The organism is Nisaea nitritireducens (genome assembly GCF_014904795.1).
GTDB classification, from domain to species: domain Bacteria; phylum Pseudomonadota; class Alphaproteobacteria; order Thalassobaculales; family Thalassobaculaceae; genus Nisaea; species Nisaea nitritireducens.
This window is the reverse complement of record NZ_JACZFS010000017.1, coordinates 200,662-216,860: the sequence shown is the minus strand read 5'-3', so window position 1 is coordinate 216,860 and position 16,199 is coordinate 200,662. Positions and strand designations below refer to the sequence as shown.

The 16,199-nt window shown below is 59.0% G+C and carries 21 protein-coding genes and 1 tRNA gene; 12 read left to right on the top strand and 10 right to left on the bottom strand.

The features are described from left to right. Positions 1–93: 93 nt before the first annotated feature. From IG629_RS07305 to IG629_RS07275, 7 genes are all read left to right on the top strand, one after another. Positions 94–1,137 (top strand): rod shape-determining protein, encoded by a 1,044-nt coding sequence (locus IG629_RS07305; protein WP_193171299.1) that lies wholly within the window; start codon positions 94–96, stop codon positions 1,135–1,137. Positions 1,138–1,186: 49 nt separating this feature from the next. Beyond that, positions 1,187–2,128: a rod shape-determining protein MreC gene (gene mreC, locus IG629_RS07300; RefSeq protein WP_193171298.1), complete on the top strand. Its 942-nt coding sequence runs from the start codon at positions 1,187–1,189 to the stop codon at positions 2,126–2,128. Next, positions 2,125–2,634 carry a rod shape-determining protein MreD gene (gene mreD, locus IG629_RS07295; protein WP_193171297.1) on the top strand — a complete coding sequence of 170 codons (510 nt, stop codon included), beginning with the start codon at positions 2,125–2,127 and terminating at the stop codon, positions 2,632–2,634. The genes mreC and mreD overlap by 4 nt, the downstream gene beginning before the upstream one ends. Before the next feature lie 7 nt (positions 2,635–2,641). Then, positions 2,642–4,648, top strand: coding sequence for a penicillin-binding protein 2 (gene mrdA, locus IG629_RS07290; RefSeq protein WP_193171296.1), 2,007 nt, complete (start codon positions 2,642–2,644; stop codon positions 4,646–4,648). A gap of 14 nt (positions 4,649–4,662) precedes the next feature. Continuing rightward, on the top strand, positions 4,663–5,811 hold the full coding sequence (gene rodA, locus IG629_RS07285) for a rod shape-determining protein RodA (RefSeq protein ID WP_193171295.1): 1,149 nt from the start codon (positions 4,663–4,665) through the stop codon (positions 5,809–5,811). Positions 5,812–5,986: 175 nt separating this feature from the next. Beyond that, positions 5,987–6,547 (top strand): hypothetical protein, encoded by a 561-nt coding sequence (locus tag IG629_RS07280; protein WP_193171294.1) that lies wholly within the window; start codon positions 5,987–5,989, stop codon positions 6,545–6,547. A gap of 59 nt (positions 6,548–6,606) precedes the next feature. Continuing rightward, positions 6,607–6,682 (top strand) — tRNA-Lys (locus IG629_RS07275). A gap of 78 nt (positions 6,683–6,760) precedes the next feature. Here the strand turns inward: IG629_RS07275 and IG629_RS07270 are convergent. The 8 genes from IG629_RS07270 to IG629_RS07235 all read right to left on the bottom strand — a co-directional run bounded on the left by IG629_RS07270 (position 6,761) and on the right by IG629_RS07235 (position 11,552). Beyond that, a complete protein-coding gene (locus IG629_RS07270; RefSeq protein WP_193171293.1) occupies positions 6,761–8,044 on the bottom strand; it encodes a tyrosine-type recombinase/integrase in 1,284 nt (427 codons plus the stop codon). Then, on the bottom strand, positions 8,034–8,327 hold the full coding sequence (locus IG629_RS07265; protein WP_193171292.1) for a helix-turn-helix transcriptional regulator: 294 nt from the start codon (positions 8,325–8,327) through the stop codon (positions 8,034–8,036). Before IG629_RS07265 ends, IG629_RS07270 begins: the two co-directional genes overlap by 11 nt. Then, complete coding sequence (locus tag IG629_RS07260) at positions 8,324–8,827, bottom strand: winged-helix domain-containing protein (RefSeq protein WP_193171291.1); 504 nt, start codon at positions 8,825–8,827, stop codon at positions 8,324–8,326. The genes IG629_RS07265 and IG629_RS07260 overlap by 4 nt, the downstream gene beginning before the upstream one ends. After that, a complete protein-coding gene (locus IG629_RS07255; protein ID WP_193171290.1) occupies positions 8,824–9,051 on the bottom strand; it encodes a ClpX C4-type zinc finger protein in 228 nt (75 codons plus the stop codon). The genes IG629_RS07260 and IG629_RS07255 overlap by 4 nt, the downstream gene beginning before the upstream one ends. After that, positions 9,044–9,331, bottom strand: a complete 288-nt coding sequence (locus IG629_RS07250) for a hypothetical protein (protein ID WP_193171289.1) — start codon at positions 9,329–9,331, stop codon at positions 9,044–9,046. The genes IG629_RS07255 and IG629_RS07250 overlap by 8 nt, the downstream gene beginning before the upstream one ends. A gap of 180 nt (positions 9,332–9,511) precedes the next feature. Next, positions 9,512–9,694, bottom strand: coding sequence for a hypothetical protein (locus tag IG629_RS07245; RefSeq protein ID WP_193171288.1), 183 nt, complete (start codon positions 9,692–9,694; stop codon positions 9,512–9,514). An 803-nt stretch (positions 9,695–10,497) separates the two neighbouring features. After that, the gene (locus tag IG629_RS07240; protein WP_193171287.1) at positions 10,498–11,223 is read right to left on the bottom strand and encodes a hypothetical protein; all 726 of its coding nucleotides are present in this window, start codon (positions 11,221–11,223) and stop codon (positions 10,498–10,500) included. A 47-nt stretch (positions 11,224–11,270) separates the two neighbouring features. Beyond that, positions 11,271–11,552, bottom strand: a complete 282-nt coding sequence (locus IG629_RS07235) for a helix-turn-helix transcriptional regulator (protein WP_193171286.1) — start codon at positions 11,550–11,552, stop codon at positions 11,271–11,273. Positions 11,553–11,850: 298 nt separating this feature from the next. Here IG629_RS07235 and IG629_RS07230 point away from each other — a divergent pair, with 298 nt between their 5' ends. Together IG629_RS07230 and IG629_RS07225 are read left to right on the top strand one after the other, a co-directional pair. Continuing rightward, positions 11,851–12,222, top strand: a complete 372-nt coding sequence (locus tag IG629_RS07230) for a hypothetical protein (protein ID WP_193171285.1) — start codon at positions 11,851–11,853, stop codon at positions 12,220–12,222. Between the two features lie 9 nt (positions 12,223–12,231). Next, a complete protein-coding gene (locus IG629_RS07225; protein ID WP_193171284.1) occupies positions 12,232–12,492 on the top strand; it encodes a hypothetical protein in 261 nt (86 codons plus the stop codon). 301 nt (positions 12,493–12,793) lie between these two features. Here IG629_RS07225 and IG629_RS07220 read toward each other — a convergent pair whose 3' ends face one another. After that, the gene (locus tag IG629_RS07220; RefSeq protein WP_193171283.1) at positions 12,794–13,171 is read right to left on the bottom strand and encodes a hypothetical protein; all 378 of its coding nucleotides are present in this window, start codon (positions 13,169–13,171) and stop codon (positions 12,794–12,796) included. 265 nt (positions 13,172–13,436) lie between these two features. Between IG629_RS07220 and IG629_RS07215 the strand changes: the two genes are divergently transcribed. Then, positions 13,437–13,616: a hypothetical protein gene (locus IG629_RS07215; RefSeq protein WP_193171282.1), complete on the top strand. Its 180-nt coding sequence runs from the start codon at positions 13,437–13,439 to the stop codon at positions 13,614–13,616. Between the two features lie 358 nt (positions 13,617–13,974). Here the strand turns inward: IG629_RS07215 and IG629_RS07210 are convergent, their stop codons facing one another. Next, positions 13,975–14,709, bottom strand: a complete 735-nt coding sequence (locus IG629_RS07210) for a protein kinase family protein (RefSeq protein WP_193171281.1) — start codon at positions 14,707–14,709, stop codon at positions 13,975–13,977. A 35-nt stretch (positions 14,710–14,744) separates the two neighbouring features. Here IG629_RS07210 and IG629_RS07205 point away from each other — a divergent pair, with 35 nt between their 5' ends. Further along, positions 14,745–15,143, top strand: a complete 399-nt coding sequence (locus tag IG629_RS07205; protein WP_193171280.1) for a hypothetical protein — start codon at positions 14,745–14,747, stop codon at positions 15,141–15,143. A 1-nt stretch (position 15,144) separates the two neighbouring features. Continuing rightward, positions 15,145–16,155: a DUF1376 domain-containing protein gene (locus IG629_RS07200; protein ID WP_226886516.1), complete on the top strand. Its 1,011-nt coding sequence runs from the start codon at positions 15,145–15,147 to the stop codon at positions 16,153–16,155. The last annotated feature ends 44 nt before the right edge of the window (positions 16,156–16,199 follow it).

Sequence of the window (16,199 nt, the reverse complement as noted above, 5' to 3'; positions counted from 1 at the left end):
TTTCCGTTGCAAGGCCGATCCGAACTTTGGTCTATTCCGGCGGCGGCACTGTATGTGAACCGATTCTGAAGCGCGCGACCGGGCTGAACGTAAATGTTTTTTGCAAACCTACTTGGCATGCTCTCCGCCGATATGGCGATCGACCTTGGGACCGCGAATACGCTGGTCTACGTGAAAGGCAGGGGCATTGTTCTCAATGAGCCGTCGGTTGTTGCTATCGCCACTGTGCGCGGCAAGAAACAGGTTCTCGCCGTCGGTGACGAAGCGAAACAGATGCTTGGCCGAACACCAGGCAACATTCAGGCGATCCGGCCGCTGCGCGATGGCGTAATCGCGGACTTCGAAGTCGCCGAGGAAATGATCAAGCACTTCATCCGCAAGGTGCATAACCGGCGCAGCTTCGCCAGCCCGCAGGTCATCGTTTGCGTGCCGTCCGGCTCGACCGCGGTTGAGCGCCGGGCGATTCAGGAAAGTGCCGAGAGTGCCGGCGCCCGCAGGGTGTTCCTCATCGAGGAGCCGATGGCCGCCGCGATCGGCGCCAACCTGCCGGTGACGGAGCCGACCGGTTCCATGGTCGTCGATATCGGCGGCGGCACCACCGAGGTTGCCGTTCTGTCTCTCGGCGGCATCGTTTATTCCCGCTCGGTCCGCGTCGGCGGCGACAAGATGGACGAAGCCATCATCGCCTATATCCGCCGGAACCATAACCTGCTGGTCGGTGAGGGCAGCGCGGAACGGATCAAGAAAGAAATCGGCTCTGCCTTCCCGCCGGAAGACGGCGTCGGCAAGACCCTTGAGATCAAGGGGCGCGATCTGATGAACGGTGTGCCGAAGGAACTGGTGATCGACCAGAGCCAGGTCGCCGAAAGCCTGGCCGAGCCGGTCAGTCAGATCATCGAGGCGGTCAAGGTCGCCCTAGAGCAGACCCCGCCGGAACTTGCTGCCGACATCGTCGACAAGGGCATCGTGCTTACAGGTGGCGGTGCGCTGCTCGGCAATCTCGACTACGTGCTGCGGCACTCGACCGGCCTGCCGGTCTCCATCGCCGACGACCCGCTTTCCTGCGTTGCGCTCGGCACCGGGCGCTGCCTCGAGGAAATGAAGGTTCTCCGCAACGTTCTCATCGGTGCCTACTGATCGGTGAGACTGCGGTAATGGCGTTTGCGTAGGAAGGAGCAGGCAAGGAATGGGGCGTAGACCGGCATCATTTTCCCGCGTCGCCCAGCCTGTGCGAACCCTTTGGCAGCGCTTTGCCTTCACTGCCCTTGTTCTGGCCGCTTTCGGTCTGATGCTGCTTGGCAAGGCCGACATCGTTGTGGTCAAGCGATTGCAGATCGCTGCGGTTGACGCTGTCGCGCCTATTCTCGATGCCCTCTCGCACCCGGCCGCAGCCGTCTCCAAAGGCGTGGAGACCGCGCTCTCCCTGCGGGACCTGCATGCGGAGAACGTGCTGCTGCGTGAAGAGAACAGCCGCCTGAAACAGTGGCAGCATGTCGCTCACCTTCTGGAATCCGAGAACAAGGCGCTGAAGCGTCTGACACGTCATGTCGGGCCGCCGCCGGTCAGCTACATTTCCGCCCGTGTGATCGCCGAAGCCGGTGGCCCGTTCGTCCGTAGCGCCTTGTTGAACGCGGGACGCCGCAGCGGAGTCCGGCGCGGTCAGGGCGTGGTCTCGGAAGACGGGCTTGCCGGAACCGTTGTCGAAGTCGGTGAACTGCACTCGCGTGTGCTTCTGGTGACGGATCTGAACGCCCAGATTCCGGTGCTGATTGGTGCGGCGCGGGAGCCTGGCATTCTGGTCGGTGACAACACGAACCATCCGCGTATTCTTTATCTGCCGCAGAACAATCGGGTTTCTCCGGGAGATCTGGTGATCAGCTCCGGACATGGCGGGATGCTGCCGGCTGGATTGCCGGTCGGCACAGTTTCCTCCGTCTCGGAATCGGGTATCCGCGTCAAGCCGGTGGTCGACTGGACCCATCTCGAGTTCGTCCGCATCGTCGATTACCTGATGCAGGGCGTGATCCCCGGTCCGATGGACCCGCCGCCCTTTACCGTGCTGGCGCCGGACCCGGAACCGACCCTGGTTGAGCGGCTCGGTGTGACCCGCGGGAAGACTGATAGATGAAGACGAGTTTCGTCCAAAGAATGGATCTTTGGGCGCGCCATCTGATGCCTGCTGCGACGATGTTGCTGCTGGTCCTTGTGAGCGCGGTGCCGCTCGGCATTCCGGGATACGCGCAGGTCTCGCCTGCCTTTACGCTGATGGCCGTCTTCTACTGGGCCGTCTACCGGCCGGATCTCACGCCGCCTTCGGTGGTTTTCCTGACCGGGCTGGCTGAGGATCTGGTGCATGGTTTTCCGCTCGGCCTGACCGCCATCATCTTTCTTGCGGTCTATGGTGTGGCCACAACCCAGCGTCAGACATTCCTGACCAAACCCTTCTTCATTGCATGGGGCGGGTTCGTCATCATTTCTTTCGGCGCGTTTTTGCTCGACTGGACGCTCATGTCGGTATTTTCGCTGGCCTGGATCGTCCCGGATACGGTTCTGGCCCGCTTTGGTCTGACGGTGGCGCTTTTCCCGGCCATGGCTTGGCTCTTCGTTCGCGTTCACCGTTATCTGGTGCGATAATATGCGAATGAAGAACCCAAAGGATCAGGATACCAAGAGGGCCTTCACCCGGCGCTCGCTTCTACTCGGCGCAGGCCAGCTCGGTCTGGTCGGTGCGCTTGGCGCGCGGCTTTACTATCTGCAGGTGGTGGAAGCGGACCGGTACCGGACGCTCTCCGAGGAGAACCAGTTCAATCTCGAGCTGCTGCCGCCGACCCGCGGACTGATCCTGGACCGGCACGGGATTCTGGTCGCCTCAAACGAGGACAATTTCCGGGTCGATCTCGTACCGGAACAGACCAGCGATGTGCGCGGTACCATCAATGCGTTGCGTCAGGTCGTGCATGTGGACGACTGGGATGTGAAGCGGGTGCTGAAAGAGATCTCCCGGAAGCGCAGTTTCGTGCCGGTAACTGTGGTGGAAAACCTGACTAGGGAGGATATCAGCCGGGTTGCAGTGAATGCGCCATATCTGCCCGGCATCCGGATCGAGGAAGGGCGCTCCCGGGTTTATCCCTATGGCTCCAGGGCGGTAAATATCACCGGCTATGTGGCCGCGGTTTCGGATACGGAACTGACCGGAGATCCGGTGCTCGAGCTGCCGGACTTCCGGATCGGCAAGAGCGGCATTGAAAAGCTCTACGATAAGGAAATGCGCGGCTCTGCTGGGCGCCGTCAGGTCGAGGTCAACGCGCTCGGCCGGATTATCCGGAAACTTCCAGGCGACGAGGGACAACCGGGCAAGAACGTCCATCTCACTCTGGACATGAACCTGCAGACCTTCGCTCATGAACGGCTCGAACGCGGAAGCTCGGAACGGGTTCCCGTCGCGGATATCCGGGTGCAGGAGGCCCTCGCACGGTCCGGTGTCCCGAAGCGCTATCTGGAAAATGACGACGGGACGGTGTTTCTCGACAAGGGCGGCAACATCGTGCAGGGCGAAAGCGGCGCCGCGATCGTCATGGACGTGCATACCGGCGAGATCCTGACCATCGCCTCGACGCCGGGATTCGATCCGAATAACTTCAATAAGGGGCTGAGTGCCCGGGATTGGGAGAACCTGCTTTCCAATCCGCGCCATCCGCTGACCAACAAGGCAATCGCGGGGACCTACCCGCCGGGCTCGACCTTCAAGATGATCGTGGCGCTTGCCGCGCTGGAAGCGGGTGTGATCGGGCCGGAGACGGAAGTCTACTGCAACGGTCACACGGACCTCGGCAATGCCCGCTTCCACTGCTGGAAGCGCTGGGGCCACGGCAAGATGGACGTCATGGATGCCCTCGAGCAGAGTTGCGACGTCTATTTCTACGAGGCGGCGAAGCGGGTCGGTATCGACCGGATCTCTGAAATGGCACGTCGCTTCGGCCTTGGCGAGACGCTGGAGATCGAGCTGCCGGGCGAGCGCAACGGCCTGATCCCGACCCGGGAGTGGAAACTCGCTGTGCGTGGCGAGCGTTGGCAGAAGGGGGAAACCCTGATCACCGGCATCGGTCAGGGCTTCGTACTGGTGACGCCGCTGCAGCTTGCGGTCATGACGGCACGTCTGGTCAACGGGGGCTATGCGGTGAAGCCGTCCCTGATCCAGCGTCAGGCAAGCGATGCACCGGTCCCGAAAATGAATGTCTCGCGCGGTAATCTCGCTTATGTGCTCGAAGGCATGCGGCGGGTGGTCAACGGCGCGCATGGCTCGGCGCGCAGCGCCAAGATTCCGGAGTCGGGTTTCCAGGTCGGTGGCAAGACCGGGACCGCGCAGGTCCGGCGGATTACCAAGGCGGAACGGGCGACCGGTGTGATCCAGAACGAGGATTTGCCCTGGCGCGAGCGGGACCATGGATTGTTTGTCGGCTATGCGCCGGCGGATGCGCCGCGCTATGCGGTCGCGGTGGTGCTGGAGCATGGTGGCGGCAGTAAATATGCCGTGCCGATTGCCAGGGATATTCTTGCCCGTGCGATGACCGCAGACGGGTTTGAGGCATCTGAGGCCGAGCCGGTCGAGATCCTGCCACAAGGCCAACCTGATACGGACCAGGGTTAATCATGGCGACCGGCATGCAATCAAACTCACTCAATCCTCCGGAATTGACGCTCGGCATCAAGCTGCAGCAGATCAACTGGGGGCTTATCCTGCTCCTGACGCTGATAGCCTCTGTCGGTTTCGCCATGCTCTATTCGGCAGCCAACGGCAGCTGGACGCCTTGGGCCATGCGTCAGGCCATCCGGTTCGGCGTTGGCCTTGTGATCACGCTGGGTATCGCGCTGGTCGACCTGCGCTTCCTGATGCGCTGGGCCTACGCCTTTTATTTCCTGTCTCTCGGGCTGCTGGGGGTTGTCGAGATTGCGGGCGAGATCGGCATGGGCGCACAGCGCTGGATCGACCTTGGCGTTTTCCGCCTGCAACCGTCCGAGCTGATGAAACTGGCGCTGGTGCTCGCCCTGGCGCGGTATTTCCATCGCCAGACATTCGAGGAAGTCGGCCGTATCCGCAGCTTGTTCGTGCCTCTGGTTCTGGTCTTCGCTCCGGCAATCCTGGTGCTGCGTCAGCCGGATCTGGGCACGGCCGGCATGATCATCCTCGGTGGCGGGGCAATCTTCTTCCTTGCCGGTGTGCGGATCTGGAAATTCGTCACCGTTCTGGTGCTTGGCCTGTCGGCGATCCCGATCGGCTGGCAGTTCCTGCACAATTACCAGAAGAACCGGATTCTCACCTTCCTCAACCCGGAGAACGATCCGCTGGGCGCCGGGTATCACATCCTGCAATCCAAGATCGCGCTTGGCTCGGGAGGGCTTTTCGGCAAGGGGTTCCTGCAAGGCTCCCAAAGCCATCTGAACTTCCTGCCGGAAAAGCAGACCGACTTCATCTTCACCATGCTGGCTGAAGAGCTCGGCCTGGCAGGGGCGCTGTTCCTGCTACTGCTCTATGTCCTGGCTCTCGGATACGGTTTTGCCATCGCGCTCCGCTGTTCCAGTCAGTTCGGTCGCCTGCTGGCGCTCGGAACAACGACGACATTGTTCCTCTACATGTTCATCAACATTGCCATGGTGATGGGACTGATCCCGGTTGTCGGCGTGCCGTTGCCGCTGATCTCTTACGGCGGGACAGCCATGCTGACTGCAATGATTGGCTTTGGCCTGATCATCAATTGTTACGTTCACCGTGATATTGAGATCGGCCGGCAGGGATTTGAAGACGAAGACTGAGTTTATTGCCTGGATGGGGCGGCCGTTGGTTTGCCTTAAAGTTTAGTTTTCCGTAATTAGAAAAGCGCGTTAATGGACTTTTAAGGCGTATTTCTGTTAAAATCGCACCAACGAGCGCTTTATTGTGTGAATCTGCCCGCTGGTTTCGGGGCAGGGCCAGACTGGTTGGTGACCTTTGGACCATATTGAACGCAAGAGCCTGAAAATCCTCGCCGACTCTACGCGAGAGAACCAGGGCGATAGCGACCTTACACGTAATCTCGATGCAGCAGCCGAAACCGGCGACCGGGAAGAATACCACCGGGCCCGGGACAGTTTCGATTCCCTGCCGCCGGAAGAACGGCGCAGTATCGGCAGCGGTGCCGTGGAACAGGCGGAAACAGTCCGGATCGAAGCCAAGCTTTCCAAAGCGACCCGTGGCCGGCCTGCGCCGGCTGAAGCCGAGGAAGAGCGTGATATGCTTGGTCTGGATTGGGTGCTGGGAAAGTCTGAGGGCACTCCGGTGCCCGCAGGCAAGAAAAAGACCCAGTTGCGTGACCCGAAAACGCCCCGTCCAACGGCTCAGGCGCCGTTGCCTGACGATGGGGAAGGGAACTGGAACTGGCAGGCATTGCCGGACGATCCGACTCTGCGAAATGGAAGCACAGAGAAGGATCCCCTGCAGGAGTTGCGAGAGCAGTTGCTCGGCCCGGGATCTGGTCAAACCTGGCGCCGATCGCCACCCTCCGGCGAATAGTCCAAAACCCGCTTGCAATCGGATCACGCCTTTAGTATCAATCCGCTCCTTCGACGGGCGGGCGCATAGCTCAGTTGGTAGAGCAGCTGACTCTTAATCAGCGGGTCCAAGGTTCGAGTCCTTGTGCGCCCACCACTTTCCGCCTTGATAATAAAGAGTTTTCCGGCTTCGCACGGTAAACTGATCAGGGCATTCCGACAAGCTCTCATAGTCTCATTCCGACAAACGGCCGCGTTCTGTTCTCAACGCGCGGCGTTTTCTGGCGGCGCTCGCGGCTTGTCGACCGCTGCGCCGAGTGTAAATTTCGAGGGTTTTCACGTTGGTGTGGCCACTCGTGCTCATAAGCTCGCGACTGGTGGCGCCAGCGTCGTCCATCTCGGTCAGCCCGCCGTGGCGGAAAGCCCGGAACTGGATAGCGTCGGGAACGCCTGCCGCGCGTGCAATCTTCCGGAAGAGGTGGCGGAACCAGTCCTCTTTGTAGGGCAGATAAACCGGCTGACCGGCAGCGCGCGAAGCCCGACGGTCCCGCTGGTCCCGCATTACGATCAGCGTGCCCCGACGCGGGGTGGCGTCCAGGCGCTCGGCAAGGCCCGGGAACAGCTCGCCCTCGTCATCCCATAGGGGCACCCAGAGCGGTTCGCCCGTCTTGGATTGGCGGATATGTATCTGGCCGTCCTTGTAATGCGTCCACGCGAGCGTCCCGATTACATCTCCTTCGCGCTGGCAGAGTTCGAAAGCGAGCATGCAGGCCAACGCGATCGACGGGAATCCCATCTCATCCGCCCTGCCCCGAATTTTCTCATATTGCGCCCGGCTTGGGACTTCGGTCACCGAACGGACGGACTCCATTCCCATTTTTGCGAACGGGTTGTGGCCCGGCTGTATCCCGCCCCACTTCCGCCGGCCGGCGATGTTGTAGAGACGGCGCATCGCTCGCATGGCTGCGTTGGCGGTGGGGAGGCGCCGGCGGCGGACGATGTTGCCGTCACCGTCTTTTTCCTCAACCCACTGTAAGTCCTGATAAAGCAGGTCGACGTGCTGTTCCTCTAGTTTTGCCGCTGGCAGATCGCCAAGGCGCCGGCCGGTGCGGGTCCGATAGTCGCAGACCAGTTGAAGACCCTGATCGTATCCCCGCCGAGTTTTGGGGCGCGTGGATGTGTATTTAGGATCCTTCTGGAATTGAACGACTACCCAATCGAGGGTGCCGTATACGGGGCCGATGAGGCTCGCTTGCTGGAGTTCGCTGGCGGTCATGTCCTGGGCCTGCCGCCAGAGGTTCCGCCAATCATCAAAGTCTTTGTTCAGATCCTCGCCTCTGGTGATCGCGTGCAGAAGGTCGGTGCCAAGCGCCTCATTGGACAGCGGGCAGGGCAAAGGGTCATCCGCGTCTGCTTTGCTCTTTCTGGCCCATGTGGGCAGATCCCAGAAATAGGCGGTGGTTCCGTCCTTGCGCTTGGACGGCCTCACATACCTGGGAAGGGTGGCTTTAGCTGCCAATGCCGAACTCCGCATCCATGTTGACGTTCGCGTCGGCAGCATTTCGCACGCCCCGGATTTCATCAAGACGGTTTTGCAGGGCCTGCCGGTTCCAGCGCTGGCTGCGCCTGGGCCGTGGCACGGGCTTCGGATAGTAGCCCTCGGCAACCAGCTTGCGGAATGTGCCCTCGGATTCACCGCACATTGCCGCAGCTTCTTTGGCCGAAAGCTGCTCACGAACGATGGGCGCGACCAACAGTCTGACAGTGGGACTGTGATTCTGACGTGCGGTGCTGCGGGTCATGATTTATCCGGCCTCCCCGCGTCGATCTGGAGGCCATAGAACTGTTTCATGTAGGCATAGCTGCCGAGGGAGAGTTGGGCACTGCAGCGTTTGCGAAACTCGATGAAAGTGCTGTCCGGGGCGATTTCCCGCCAATCCAGCCAAGCCTTATAGATGGCACTGCCACGGGATCTCGCGAAGTAGGTGTTGGAGAACCTGCCAACATCCATTTTCCGCATGACCTCGTATCGGCGCACCGGCGGCCGCTTCTTTGGTTCGCCGTGAACCAGAAACGCCTTACCGGCATCCGCCAGGGACCAGGATATGCGCGGACAAGCGCCGGCACCGGTCGAGCGGCGGGTATAGCCCCGACCTTCGAGGCTCTTGAGGTGATAGCGGACGCGGTCCGTGCAGAACACGCCATTTCCCAGGGCCTTGTTGATCCTGTTTTTGATCTCGGCGGTGGATAGCTCGCAGGCTGTGTCGAGCTCTTGCAATATCAGGGTGTCGAACCGGTTCATGATCCGCCTCCCTGCAGTACCTGCGCGGCGGTGTTGGTGTCGCGGGTGATGGTGTGCGTGATCTCGACATAGGCGAACGCCACGCAGTCGTTACAGATTGAGACGGTGGGAGAGGCGCCCGTCACCATGTAGCGGACATCGTTCGCCTTGGCGCCGCAGAACGAGCAGGTGCGGTGGGGTTGCCGACAGACGCTAGGCCGGGTCGGTTTCGCTTTGTCAGCCATTGCCGCCCCCCTTCAGTTCTTCATAGATGGTTTTGGCGGCCAGCCAGCCCGCGTCATGGGCCTTACCGTTGTCGCCCGCCAGATCGCCCAGAGACTTTTTCCCGACGCCATAGATTTCATTCACCGCGTTTAGGAACCCGGTTTCGAAATACTTCCGCCGCGCGGGGTCGATCGGCGGTTTCGCGATATTGAAGGCATCTCCCATGCGGACCATCAGCGGGACGGCCTTCGCGGTGGCGCAGCGCTTCTTAGCCGCGCGTTGTGTGGCGGTGCTTTGCATCTCGTGTCCCTCCGGGGCAGACAGCAAACCCCGGGGGTAGAAGGGGGTGCTGCCTGCTTAGGGTGGGTTACGGTCGCCGCTTTCTTCGGTGATGCGGCGGTGACGCAATCTCACGTCACGATGCAAAAATATTCAGCCATTCTGAAATTGTCAAAGTAAAAATTCAGACAAACTGAATTTTTATTTGTTGTCATATTCAGGCAAAAGGGCAGAAAGGCGTGCGCGGTACTTCTGGAGGATGTGGTGTTGATCAACGAGAAGGGTGATGTGTGGCTCGTTGTCGATTTCCTGGATGATCTGGCGGATGCCGTTAGCTAGATCGCCTCTTGGTTGCTTGGAATTTTCAGGTAGGTCGCCGGTCAAAACCATCTCCCTGTGCGTAATAAAACACGCATTTTTTATTGAAGTGTTTAGTTTTTCCCGCATATTGTGCATTTTGCGTGAATATTTGATTGCGTCAAGGGTGAATAGTGCGATTCGGAAAGAGCAACCGGCATCTGAGGATAGACGCCATCTATAACGAAATGGTGCACTCAATTCGCGCTGAAGTTGATAGGCGAGGGTTGTCAGGGCGTCAGCTCGCTGTCATGGCTGGGATTTCCGAGGCGAGCGCGCGGCAGGTCCTAGATCGCAACGCTCGTCCCTCAATAAAAAACGCGGCGGCGTGCGACGATGCTCTGTTTTCCGAGAACGAGGGAGGCGAGCTCGGGCGCAAATTGCTTGCCGCTGATCCGGAATTGGCCAGGAGGGCTGTTCTCGGAGTAGACAGGCGAACTAGGGCGCAGGCCTACCTTTGCCAGGTACTTCTGGATCCTCACTTTGTGCCGGCCGTCGAGCCAAGGCAGCTTGGGCCTGCCGTCCGCTATCTAGATTCAAGAATCAACAGTGAGACGCTGACGGACACGGTCAAAATTTTGAATAGGTTGGCCCCAAATTGCGCTACCCACTTATTTGTGGCGGATGGCCAACCGGAGAACTGGTTCGCTCAGATATGGGATAACTCGACGCAGTTTCAGGGCGGCGAAGACTTGACGGGAATTAAGGTTAGGGAGAACCAGGATCCCCTGTTTGTTGATGTGCTGGTGGAAGATTATGTCTCGGTTGCTCGATCCGGCGCCCCCCGTTTTAGTCTGATTGAGCGGCGGCCGGATGGGGGTGAGGCTAGATCATACCTCCGCTACATGAAGCCGCTTAAAGACGCCGACGGATTTGAGAAGATCGTCATCCTCACGGCGCCTCAAGAACATGGTCTTTATCTCGACATTGTGGGCGATTTCGGGCGGGGTCGACCACAGGATGGATAGGTTATTCCATCGGCCCTCCCACGAAAGTCGGTGGCGCGGCATCTCAAATCGGTGATGATATCCGTAAAGCCATGCCGGGAGTCCAGAAGCGACGATTTCCGGTGTGGCGTGGGCGGTTAAATAATCCGCTCGGTCGTCGTGGAAGAACGCCTCATGCAGGCTGGTCAGAAACCACGAGAATCTGTTTCCTTGATCGACGACCCGGAGTCCGCCCCGGAAGTGTATTCGGCCGGCGATTTTCTCGGGCAGTCGGACGTTCATTGGCTTCCAGTCGTGCGCCCAGGGATCTCGCACGAATGCGGTGCCGTCGCGCAACAGACGCTCATAGCTGTGCGTCTCAATCACCGTCCAGGCGATCATGCCGCAAAATCTGTCGTCTTTCATGATTGCGATGAAGCGTGACTCTGACTGGTCGTTGTGTGCTGCCCGAAACCGTGGATGCACGAATGCCTCAAGTCGGTCCATTTCGGCAACATAACGTTCCATGTCGTCGGAATAGAGCACATCGTATCCGTTTGCCCCCAAGAGGCATTCGATTTGCTGCCGTAGGGCCTGCCCGTGGATGCCAATAAACTCGTGCTTAACCATGTGGCTGGCTTATTTCTAATTGCCGGACTGGCGCAATCTAAAACTAATTAGGCGGTGGTCTCGTCCGAGTGTTCATCTAAAGACTTCGATAGTCCTACAGATAGTCCGCCTGTCTTGCCGTGAAATATCCAGTCCAGTGTCACGTTGAACTTGTCGCAAATCTTTGAAGCCGTCTCAATGCGTGGATAATGGACGGCCCTTAAATACTGATTCACTTTTGAAGGACTCTCTTCGATCATATCGCACAACTCTTTTTGGGTGCGAATCTCATATGCGTCCATCAGCGCTTTAAGGCGCTTGGCGACAGCTTCTTTTGATCTCTCGTACATAATTAAAAGTTACTGAATTTCATAGCTGATGTCATTTAACCTGAAATGAACTTGCAAAATTCAGAATGCCTGAATATTGTTTGGGCATGGATACAGTTTCACGCATCGTCAAAATCCTTGGCGGCACATGCCGAGCCGCCCGCAAATACAACCGGACGCCGCCTGCGGTGTCTGGTTGGAAGAAGGATGGAAGGATTCCAGACGCACTCCATTGGCGCGTGTCGAGGGATATGGAGGATCTTGGATATGAGTTCGATCCGGAAAAAAACACGCTTCGCCCGCTCCCGGAGGTTTTGCCATGACTGAAAAACCCAACAACGTCTTTACCTTGCCGAACGCGGTGATCGTACCGCGCGACGAGCTTGAGCTTCTTTGGGGCGTGTATCGCGCGGCTCGGAAGCATTTCAACATTGTGCGCGGCGCGGCGGTGGGAAACGCCCCTGAAGCGCGGCGCAAACTGTTTGATGTGGTGGAGGGCGGCGGCGATCCGGCCAAGCTGGTGGTCGCCGCGCTGATAGATGGAGGTTCGTCTTCGTCGTCCATGAAACCGGAGGTGGTGAGCGCCGGGATGAATGTCAATGCAGCCCCGTCGCGCCCGCAGACGCCCGGCATTGCCCTCAACGCGCCATACCCACGACGCAGCGTGCTGCATCGTGGCGTGGGTCGGTAGGAGGCGGTGGTGAACCCAGATCGCATTCTCGGGAAAGATACACGCAAGACGCTGCTTTGCGGTGAATGGGGCCTTGGCGTTGGTGGTGCCCTGTACGCTGTCGCTCCGCCAAAACAGACCATGATTGCTGTCGAGCCGGAGGATGGTGCCATACGGCTTTCGGTTGGTGGAGAGAAGGGGGGTGGTTTCGGTCTACCTCCAGGCGCCGCGAGGCATATCGGTAAGCTTTTGACCGAAGCCGCCGATCACATGGAGGCGGACGGGAAATGACAGTTTTAACTGCCGTCGATATTCACACCTTGAACCTCGATCTCCTCTCGCGGATCGTCAGCGTCGCAGTCCGGACATTTGCGATATACCGATTGCATCGTCCGAAAGTTTGTCGTCTTCCATTTGGGCACCCTGTTTGTCACGGGGCCGCCGCCGCAGTATTTGCAGCGCGTCGGATCAAGCGTGCTGGAAAAGGCTTCATTGGATCTTGCCTACAGTGCGTCGATGCGTGCCGGGGCCGCTCGCATTCGCTTCCACTCGTCCTATCTACCCAGAAGCGAGAGAAGGTCCGTCAGGCCAATCATGCCGTTTCTTTCCGCGCATCCACGGCGCCCTTTGCCCGGCGCAGTGTCGTCTTCAACCAATCCTCTCCGAACTCACGATCCAAATATGTCGGCATTCCGTTGAACAGGATGTCTGTTGTCCGCGCGGGGTTGCTGATCATGCGGCCGCAATTGGAGTCCGGATTTAACATGGCAATGTCTGCGATGACGCGCTCCAGTAGACGTATATGTATGAAGACACCGGTGAGCGTTTTGATGGAGCCCTTACGCTCAGTTTCGATTTCCTCCCTAAGTAGATCAGCCACGTCTGCGGTGAACTCTCTATTTAATTTGATCATTTCTAGCATCACGTCGAAGGCCGTGCCGTCATCTTCAGGTGTTACGGGCTTTTCCATCAGTTCCTCCTTCACTTCGCTACACGCGAAGGTAGCAGATAGCTCTTTGGTCTGGAATGAAGCGGTGCAGATGGATCGCCACTTCAACTCAATTTCGTGCGGCGAACGGCTAGCGCATCAAGTTCAGGCTCTCAGCATGACGAGAGGGCCGGTTGGTTCTGGTCCTGCGCTCCACGAGCGTAAAGCCTCCCTGTTCAATTCAGGCCCGGCGGAGTTTTCCCCAACGAGTCCCGCCGGGCCGTCCTTTCCAGGATGGCTTTTCCCCATGCTTGATGCTGCAACGCTCTGCATGGCCTGCTTGGCCCTGACTTTCGCCATCGCCGAAATCTCGCTGTTGTTCGGCTTTGGCCTTGCAGCGCTGGCGTGCTTCGCCGTCTGGCGTTTCGTTCCGCCGAATGTCGGTGGTTTCGCCGCTGCATTCCATTTCCGAGAGAGGCCCGGTTGAGGCCCAAGTGCCGGGGCCGGCGGTCCCTCAGTAGATCCCCAAAACCTCCCACGCCGGTCCCGCTTTCCCTGACGTCTCCTCTCGCTCCGTAAACGGTCGCAATCCGTCACGGAGTTCAAGGGCGTGCGAGCCCCGGGTGTTTCCGAGGCGGTCTCACGAATCCTGATGGGAGGCAAACACCATGATGAGACTCCAGCCAATCCTTCGTCTGTATGGAGGTGTATCGGGAGTATTTCGACCTTGCCTGCTATCGCCTAGAAGCGGCGGCGCAAGACTGCGTGCAGACGGACTTTTTCGAGTACCGCAAGCCGGTTCAGGACCGAATGGATCTGGCGGTGGGGTCATGAGCGCTGCTGTTCTATCCGTGTGGAGGAGGGCGTCTCGATACGTGAGGAAGGTCCAATGCATATTTACAACGCAGCGAGTCCAAAACGGCGATCGTATTTTCTTCGATGTCGATGAAATTTTGGAGGGTGAGAGCGAACATTTTAGGAACGCTCCCTACTGGATTAGTCGGGTTTTCTTGATGCTGGGAGATGATGAAATCCAGTTTCTTGTAGATCAGGTAAAGTCTGAAGTAATCCTCGTATTCAAGCTCGGAAATATTATTTCGGCCGCTCCAAAACTCCTCCCTTTCACGGTAGAGGCGGAGACGTGCGTGGCACCATCCACGGAGCTCACTCCCATCGAATGGGGGGACGGTCTTTTCTTTATTCGTTTGCCATTCCTGGATATATCCGGCGACCCTGAATTTGTCGGCTGTTTTCATGAAGATAAGCGTGATCTCTTCAATGTCCTTGCGCAGTTCGTAGAAGAGGTCAGCAAGCGGCAGTCCAACCGAATGCGCCACAACTGTCCGATGGTCGTGGCGGTGCCGACCGATCTGCCAGACGGCGATAAAATAGGCGCTTATCACGCCGGCAGCAGCTCCAAGAAACCCGCCGAATTTCCCAAAGAACTCCGAGATCGGGCCATAGGCGCCGGGTACGAAAACCATGATCGAAATGGTCAACCCCACAACGGTGAGGCCCAGAAAGCCGATCTGCTCAATCGTTTCTTTTTTCATGCCCCGATAGTTGAACAGCGACGGCACCGAAATCAACCCGTCGATGTGGCGAGGGCGGCCTGATGGCGATCTACGGACCTCGCCTGATTTCGGATCTGCGGGCGCATTGGACGCCTGCGCCGGGTGAAGACTTCGCCGAAGACCGGAAGACGAACCGAAACATGGCGCGTTTCAAGGATGAAGAGCTGACCGCGGCGGTGGAGGCGTTGTTCCCGGGAGGCATCCCGGACAAGCACCCGCTGGACGTTACTGCAATCGGATTGCTGGGCTACTGGGCCGGTGTCCGGGACGGTGCGTCGGAACAGCGGAAATACATGACGTCGCATTTAGCGGAAGAGCATCAGATGGCCATTCTATATGCGCTCCAGAGCCTGGCGCCGCGCGCCGAAGCGGCGCGGATATGGGAAGAGGCGCAGCGCAGAGAGTTTGAGACCCAAAAAACCCTGACCATGAGGCACTGACATGACGGACAAAGTGATGACCGGTGAAAACGAAGACCTTTATGCCGCATTGGCGGATATAGACCTGCGCGACCTTGGGTGGATGCCGTTGGATGTGATCAGGCTGCGGGACAGCGGTATGGCAGCGAAGGCATCGGGCGATGAGTTTATGGCAGCGGTGCTGCTATGGGCGGCTGCGTGGCATCAGGCGCCGGCGGCCTCGCTGCCTGACGATGACCGGGAGCTGGCAAGGCTGGCGGGTTATGGCCGCGCGGTGGATGCCTGGCAGGCGGTGCGCGACATGGCGCTGTACGGCTTCGAGCGCGGGCCCGACGGGCGGCTGTATCATCCTGTGATCGCTGAGAAGGCGCTCGAGGCGGTGGAGTGTCTGAGTAAGAAGGCAAGCAAGAAAGCGGGAGTAAAGGAGCGTGTTCGCCGGCACCGGGCCAAACTCGAAGAGGAGAAGGCGGCGGCACGCGCTGCAGGAGAGGCGGGGAAGGCGGATCAATCCTGTAACGCCGATGTAACGCGTTACAGTAACGCCCCTGTAACGCCATGTAACGCCTCTACCTTACCTAAACAGACCTTACCTGAATCTCCCCCTTTATCCCCCCCTCGGGGGAAACGAAAACGCGGTTTGCCGTTGCCGGATGAGTGGGAACCCGATGAGGCCTGCAAGGCTTTCGCGGTGGAGTTGGGGTTGGATGTCGACAAAACCCTAGAGCGTTTCCGGGACGAAGTTCGTGGGGCAATCGGCGCCAAGGCGAAAAGCGATGACTGGTCTGCCCGGTGGCGGAATTGGTGCAGGGGAAGCCCTGATCGCAGGGCGCGATCATCGGCGCGACGGGGTATCTGCGACCCGACGGACTACATCGGCCGCGACGAAGACAAGCAATGGCGGGCCCGGATGAAGGGCCAGCGGCCCGGGGAGCGAAACGGTATCTGGCAATGGGGCCCGCGGCCCGGTGAGGCCGGGTGTGAAGTGCCGCCGCACATTCTCCGAGAATTCGGATTCAAAGCCGCATCACACTGACCGGGGAGGGGGAAATGGCAAAATCATCGAACACACGCCGGCGG

What these genes read in the sequence shown, in the direction of transcription:
- mreD (WP_193171297.1), top strand. Translation starts at nt 2,125, where the DNA reads ATGAAGACGAGTTTCGTCCAAAGAATGGATCTTTGGGCGCGCCATCTG.
- IG629_RS07265 (WP_193171292.1), bottom strand. Translation starts at nt 8,327, where the DNA reads ATGACCCGCAGCACCGCACGTCAGAATCACAGTCCCACTGTCAGACTG.
- IG629_RS07235 (WP_193171286.1), bottom strand. Translation starts at nt 11,552, where the DNA reads ATGTACGAGAGATCAAAAGAAGCTGTCGCCAAGCGCCTTAAAGCGCTG.
- IG629_RS07260 (WP_193171291.1), bottom strand. Translation starts at nt 8,827, where the DNA reads ATGAACCGGTTCGACACCCTGATATTGCAAGAGCTCGACACAGCCTGC.
- IG629_RS07215 (WP_193171282.1), top strand. Translation starts at nt 13,437, where the DNA reads ATGCTTGATGCTGCAACGCTCTGCATGGCCTGCTTGGCCCTGACTTTC.
- IG629_RS07255 (WP_193171290.1), bottom strand. Translation starts at nt 9,051, where the DNA reads ATGGCTGACAAAGCGAAACCGACCCGGCCTAGCGTCTGTCGGCAACCC.
- IG629_RS07250 (WP_193171289.1), bottom strand. Translation starts at nt 9,331, where the DNA reads ATGCAAAGCACCGCCACACAACGCGCGGCTAAGAAGCGCTGCGCCACC.
- mreC (WP_193171298.1), top strand. Translation starts at nt 1,187, where the DNA reads ATGGGGCGTAGACCGGCATCATTTTCCCGCGTCGCCCAGCCTGTGCGA.
- IG629_RS07200 (WP_226886516.1), top strand. Translation starts at nt 15,145, where the DNA reads ATGACGGACAAAGTGATGACCGGTGAAAACGAAGACCTTTATGCCGCA.
- IG629_RS07220 (WP_193171283.1), bottom strand. Translation starts at nt 13,171, where the DNA reads ATGGAAAAGCCCGTAACACCTGAAGATGACGGCACGGCCTTCGACGTG.
- rodA (WP_193171295.1), top strand. Translation starts at nt 4,663, where the DNA reads ATGCAATCAAACTCACTCAATCCTCCGGAATTGACGCTCGGCATCAAG.
- IG629_RS07230 (WP_193171285.1), top strand. Translation starts at nt 11,851, where the DNA reads ATGACTGAAAAACCCAACAACGTCTTTACCTTGCCGAACGCGGTGATC.
- IG629_RS07205 (WP_193171280.1), top strand. Translation starts at nt 14,745, where the DNA reads ATGGCGATCTACGGACCTCGCCTGATTTCGGATCTGCGGGCGCATTGG.
- IG629_RS07305 (WP_193171299.1), top strand. Translation starts at nt 94, where the DNA reads ATGTTTTTTGCAAACCTACTTGGCATGCTCTCCGCCGATATGGCGATC.
- mrdA (WP_193171296.1), top strand. Translation starts at nt 2,642, where the DNA reads ATGAAGAACCCAAAGGATCAGGATACCAAGAGGGCCTTCACCCGGCGC.
- IG629_RS07240 (WP_193171287.1), bottom strand. Translation starts at nt 11,223, where the DNA reads ATGGTTAAGCACGAGTTTATTGGCATCCACGGGCAGGCCCTACGGCAG.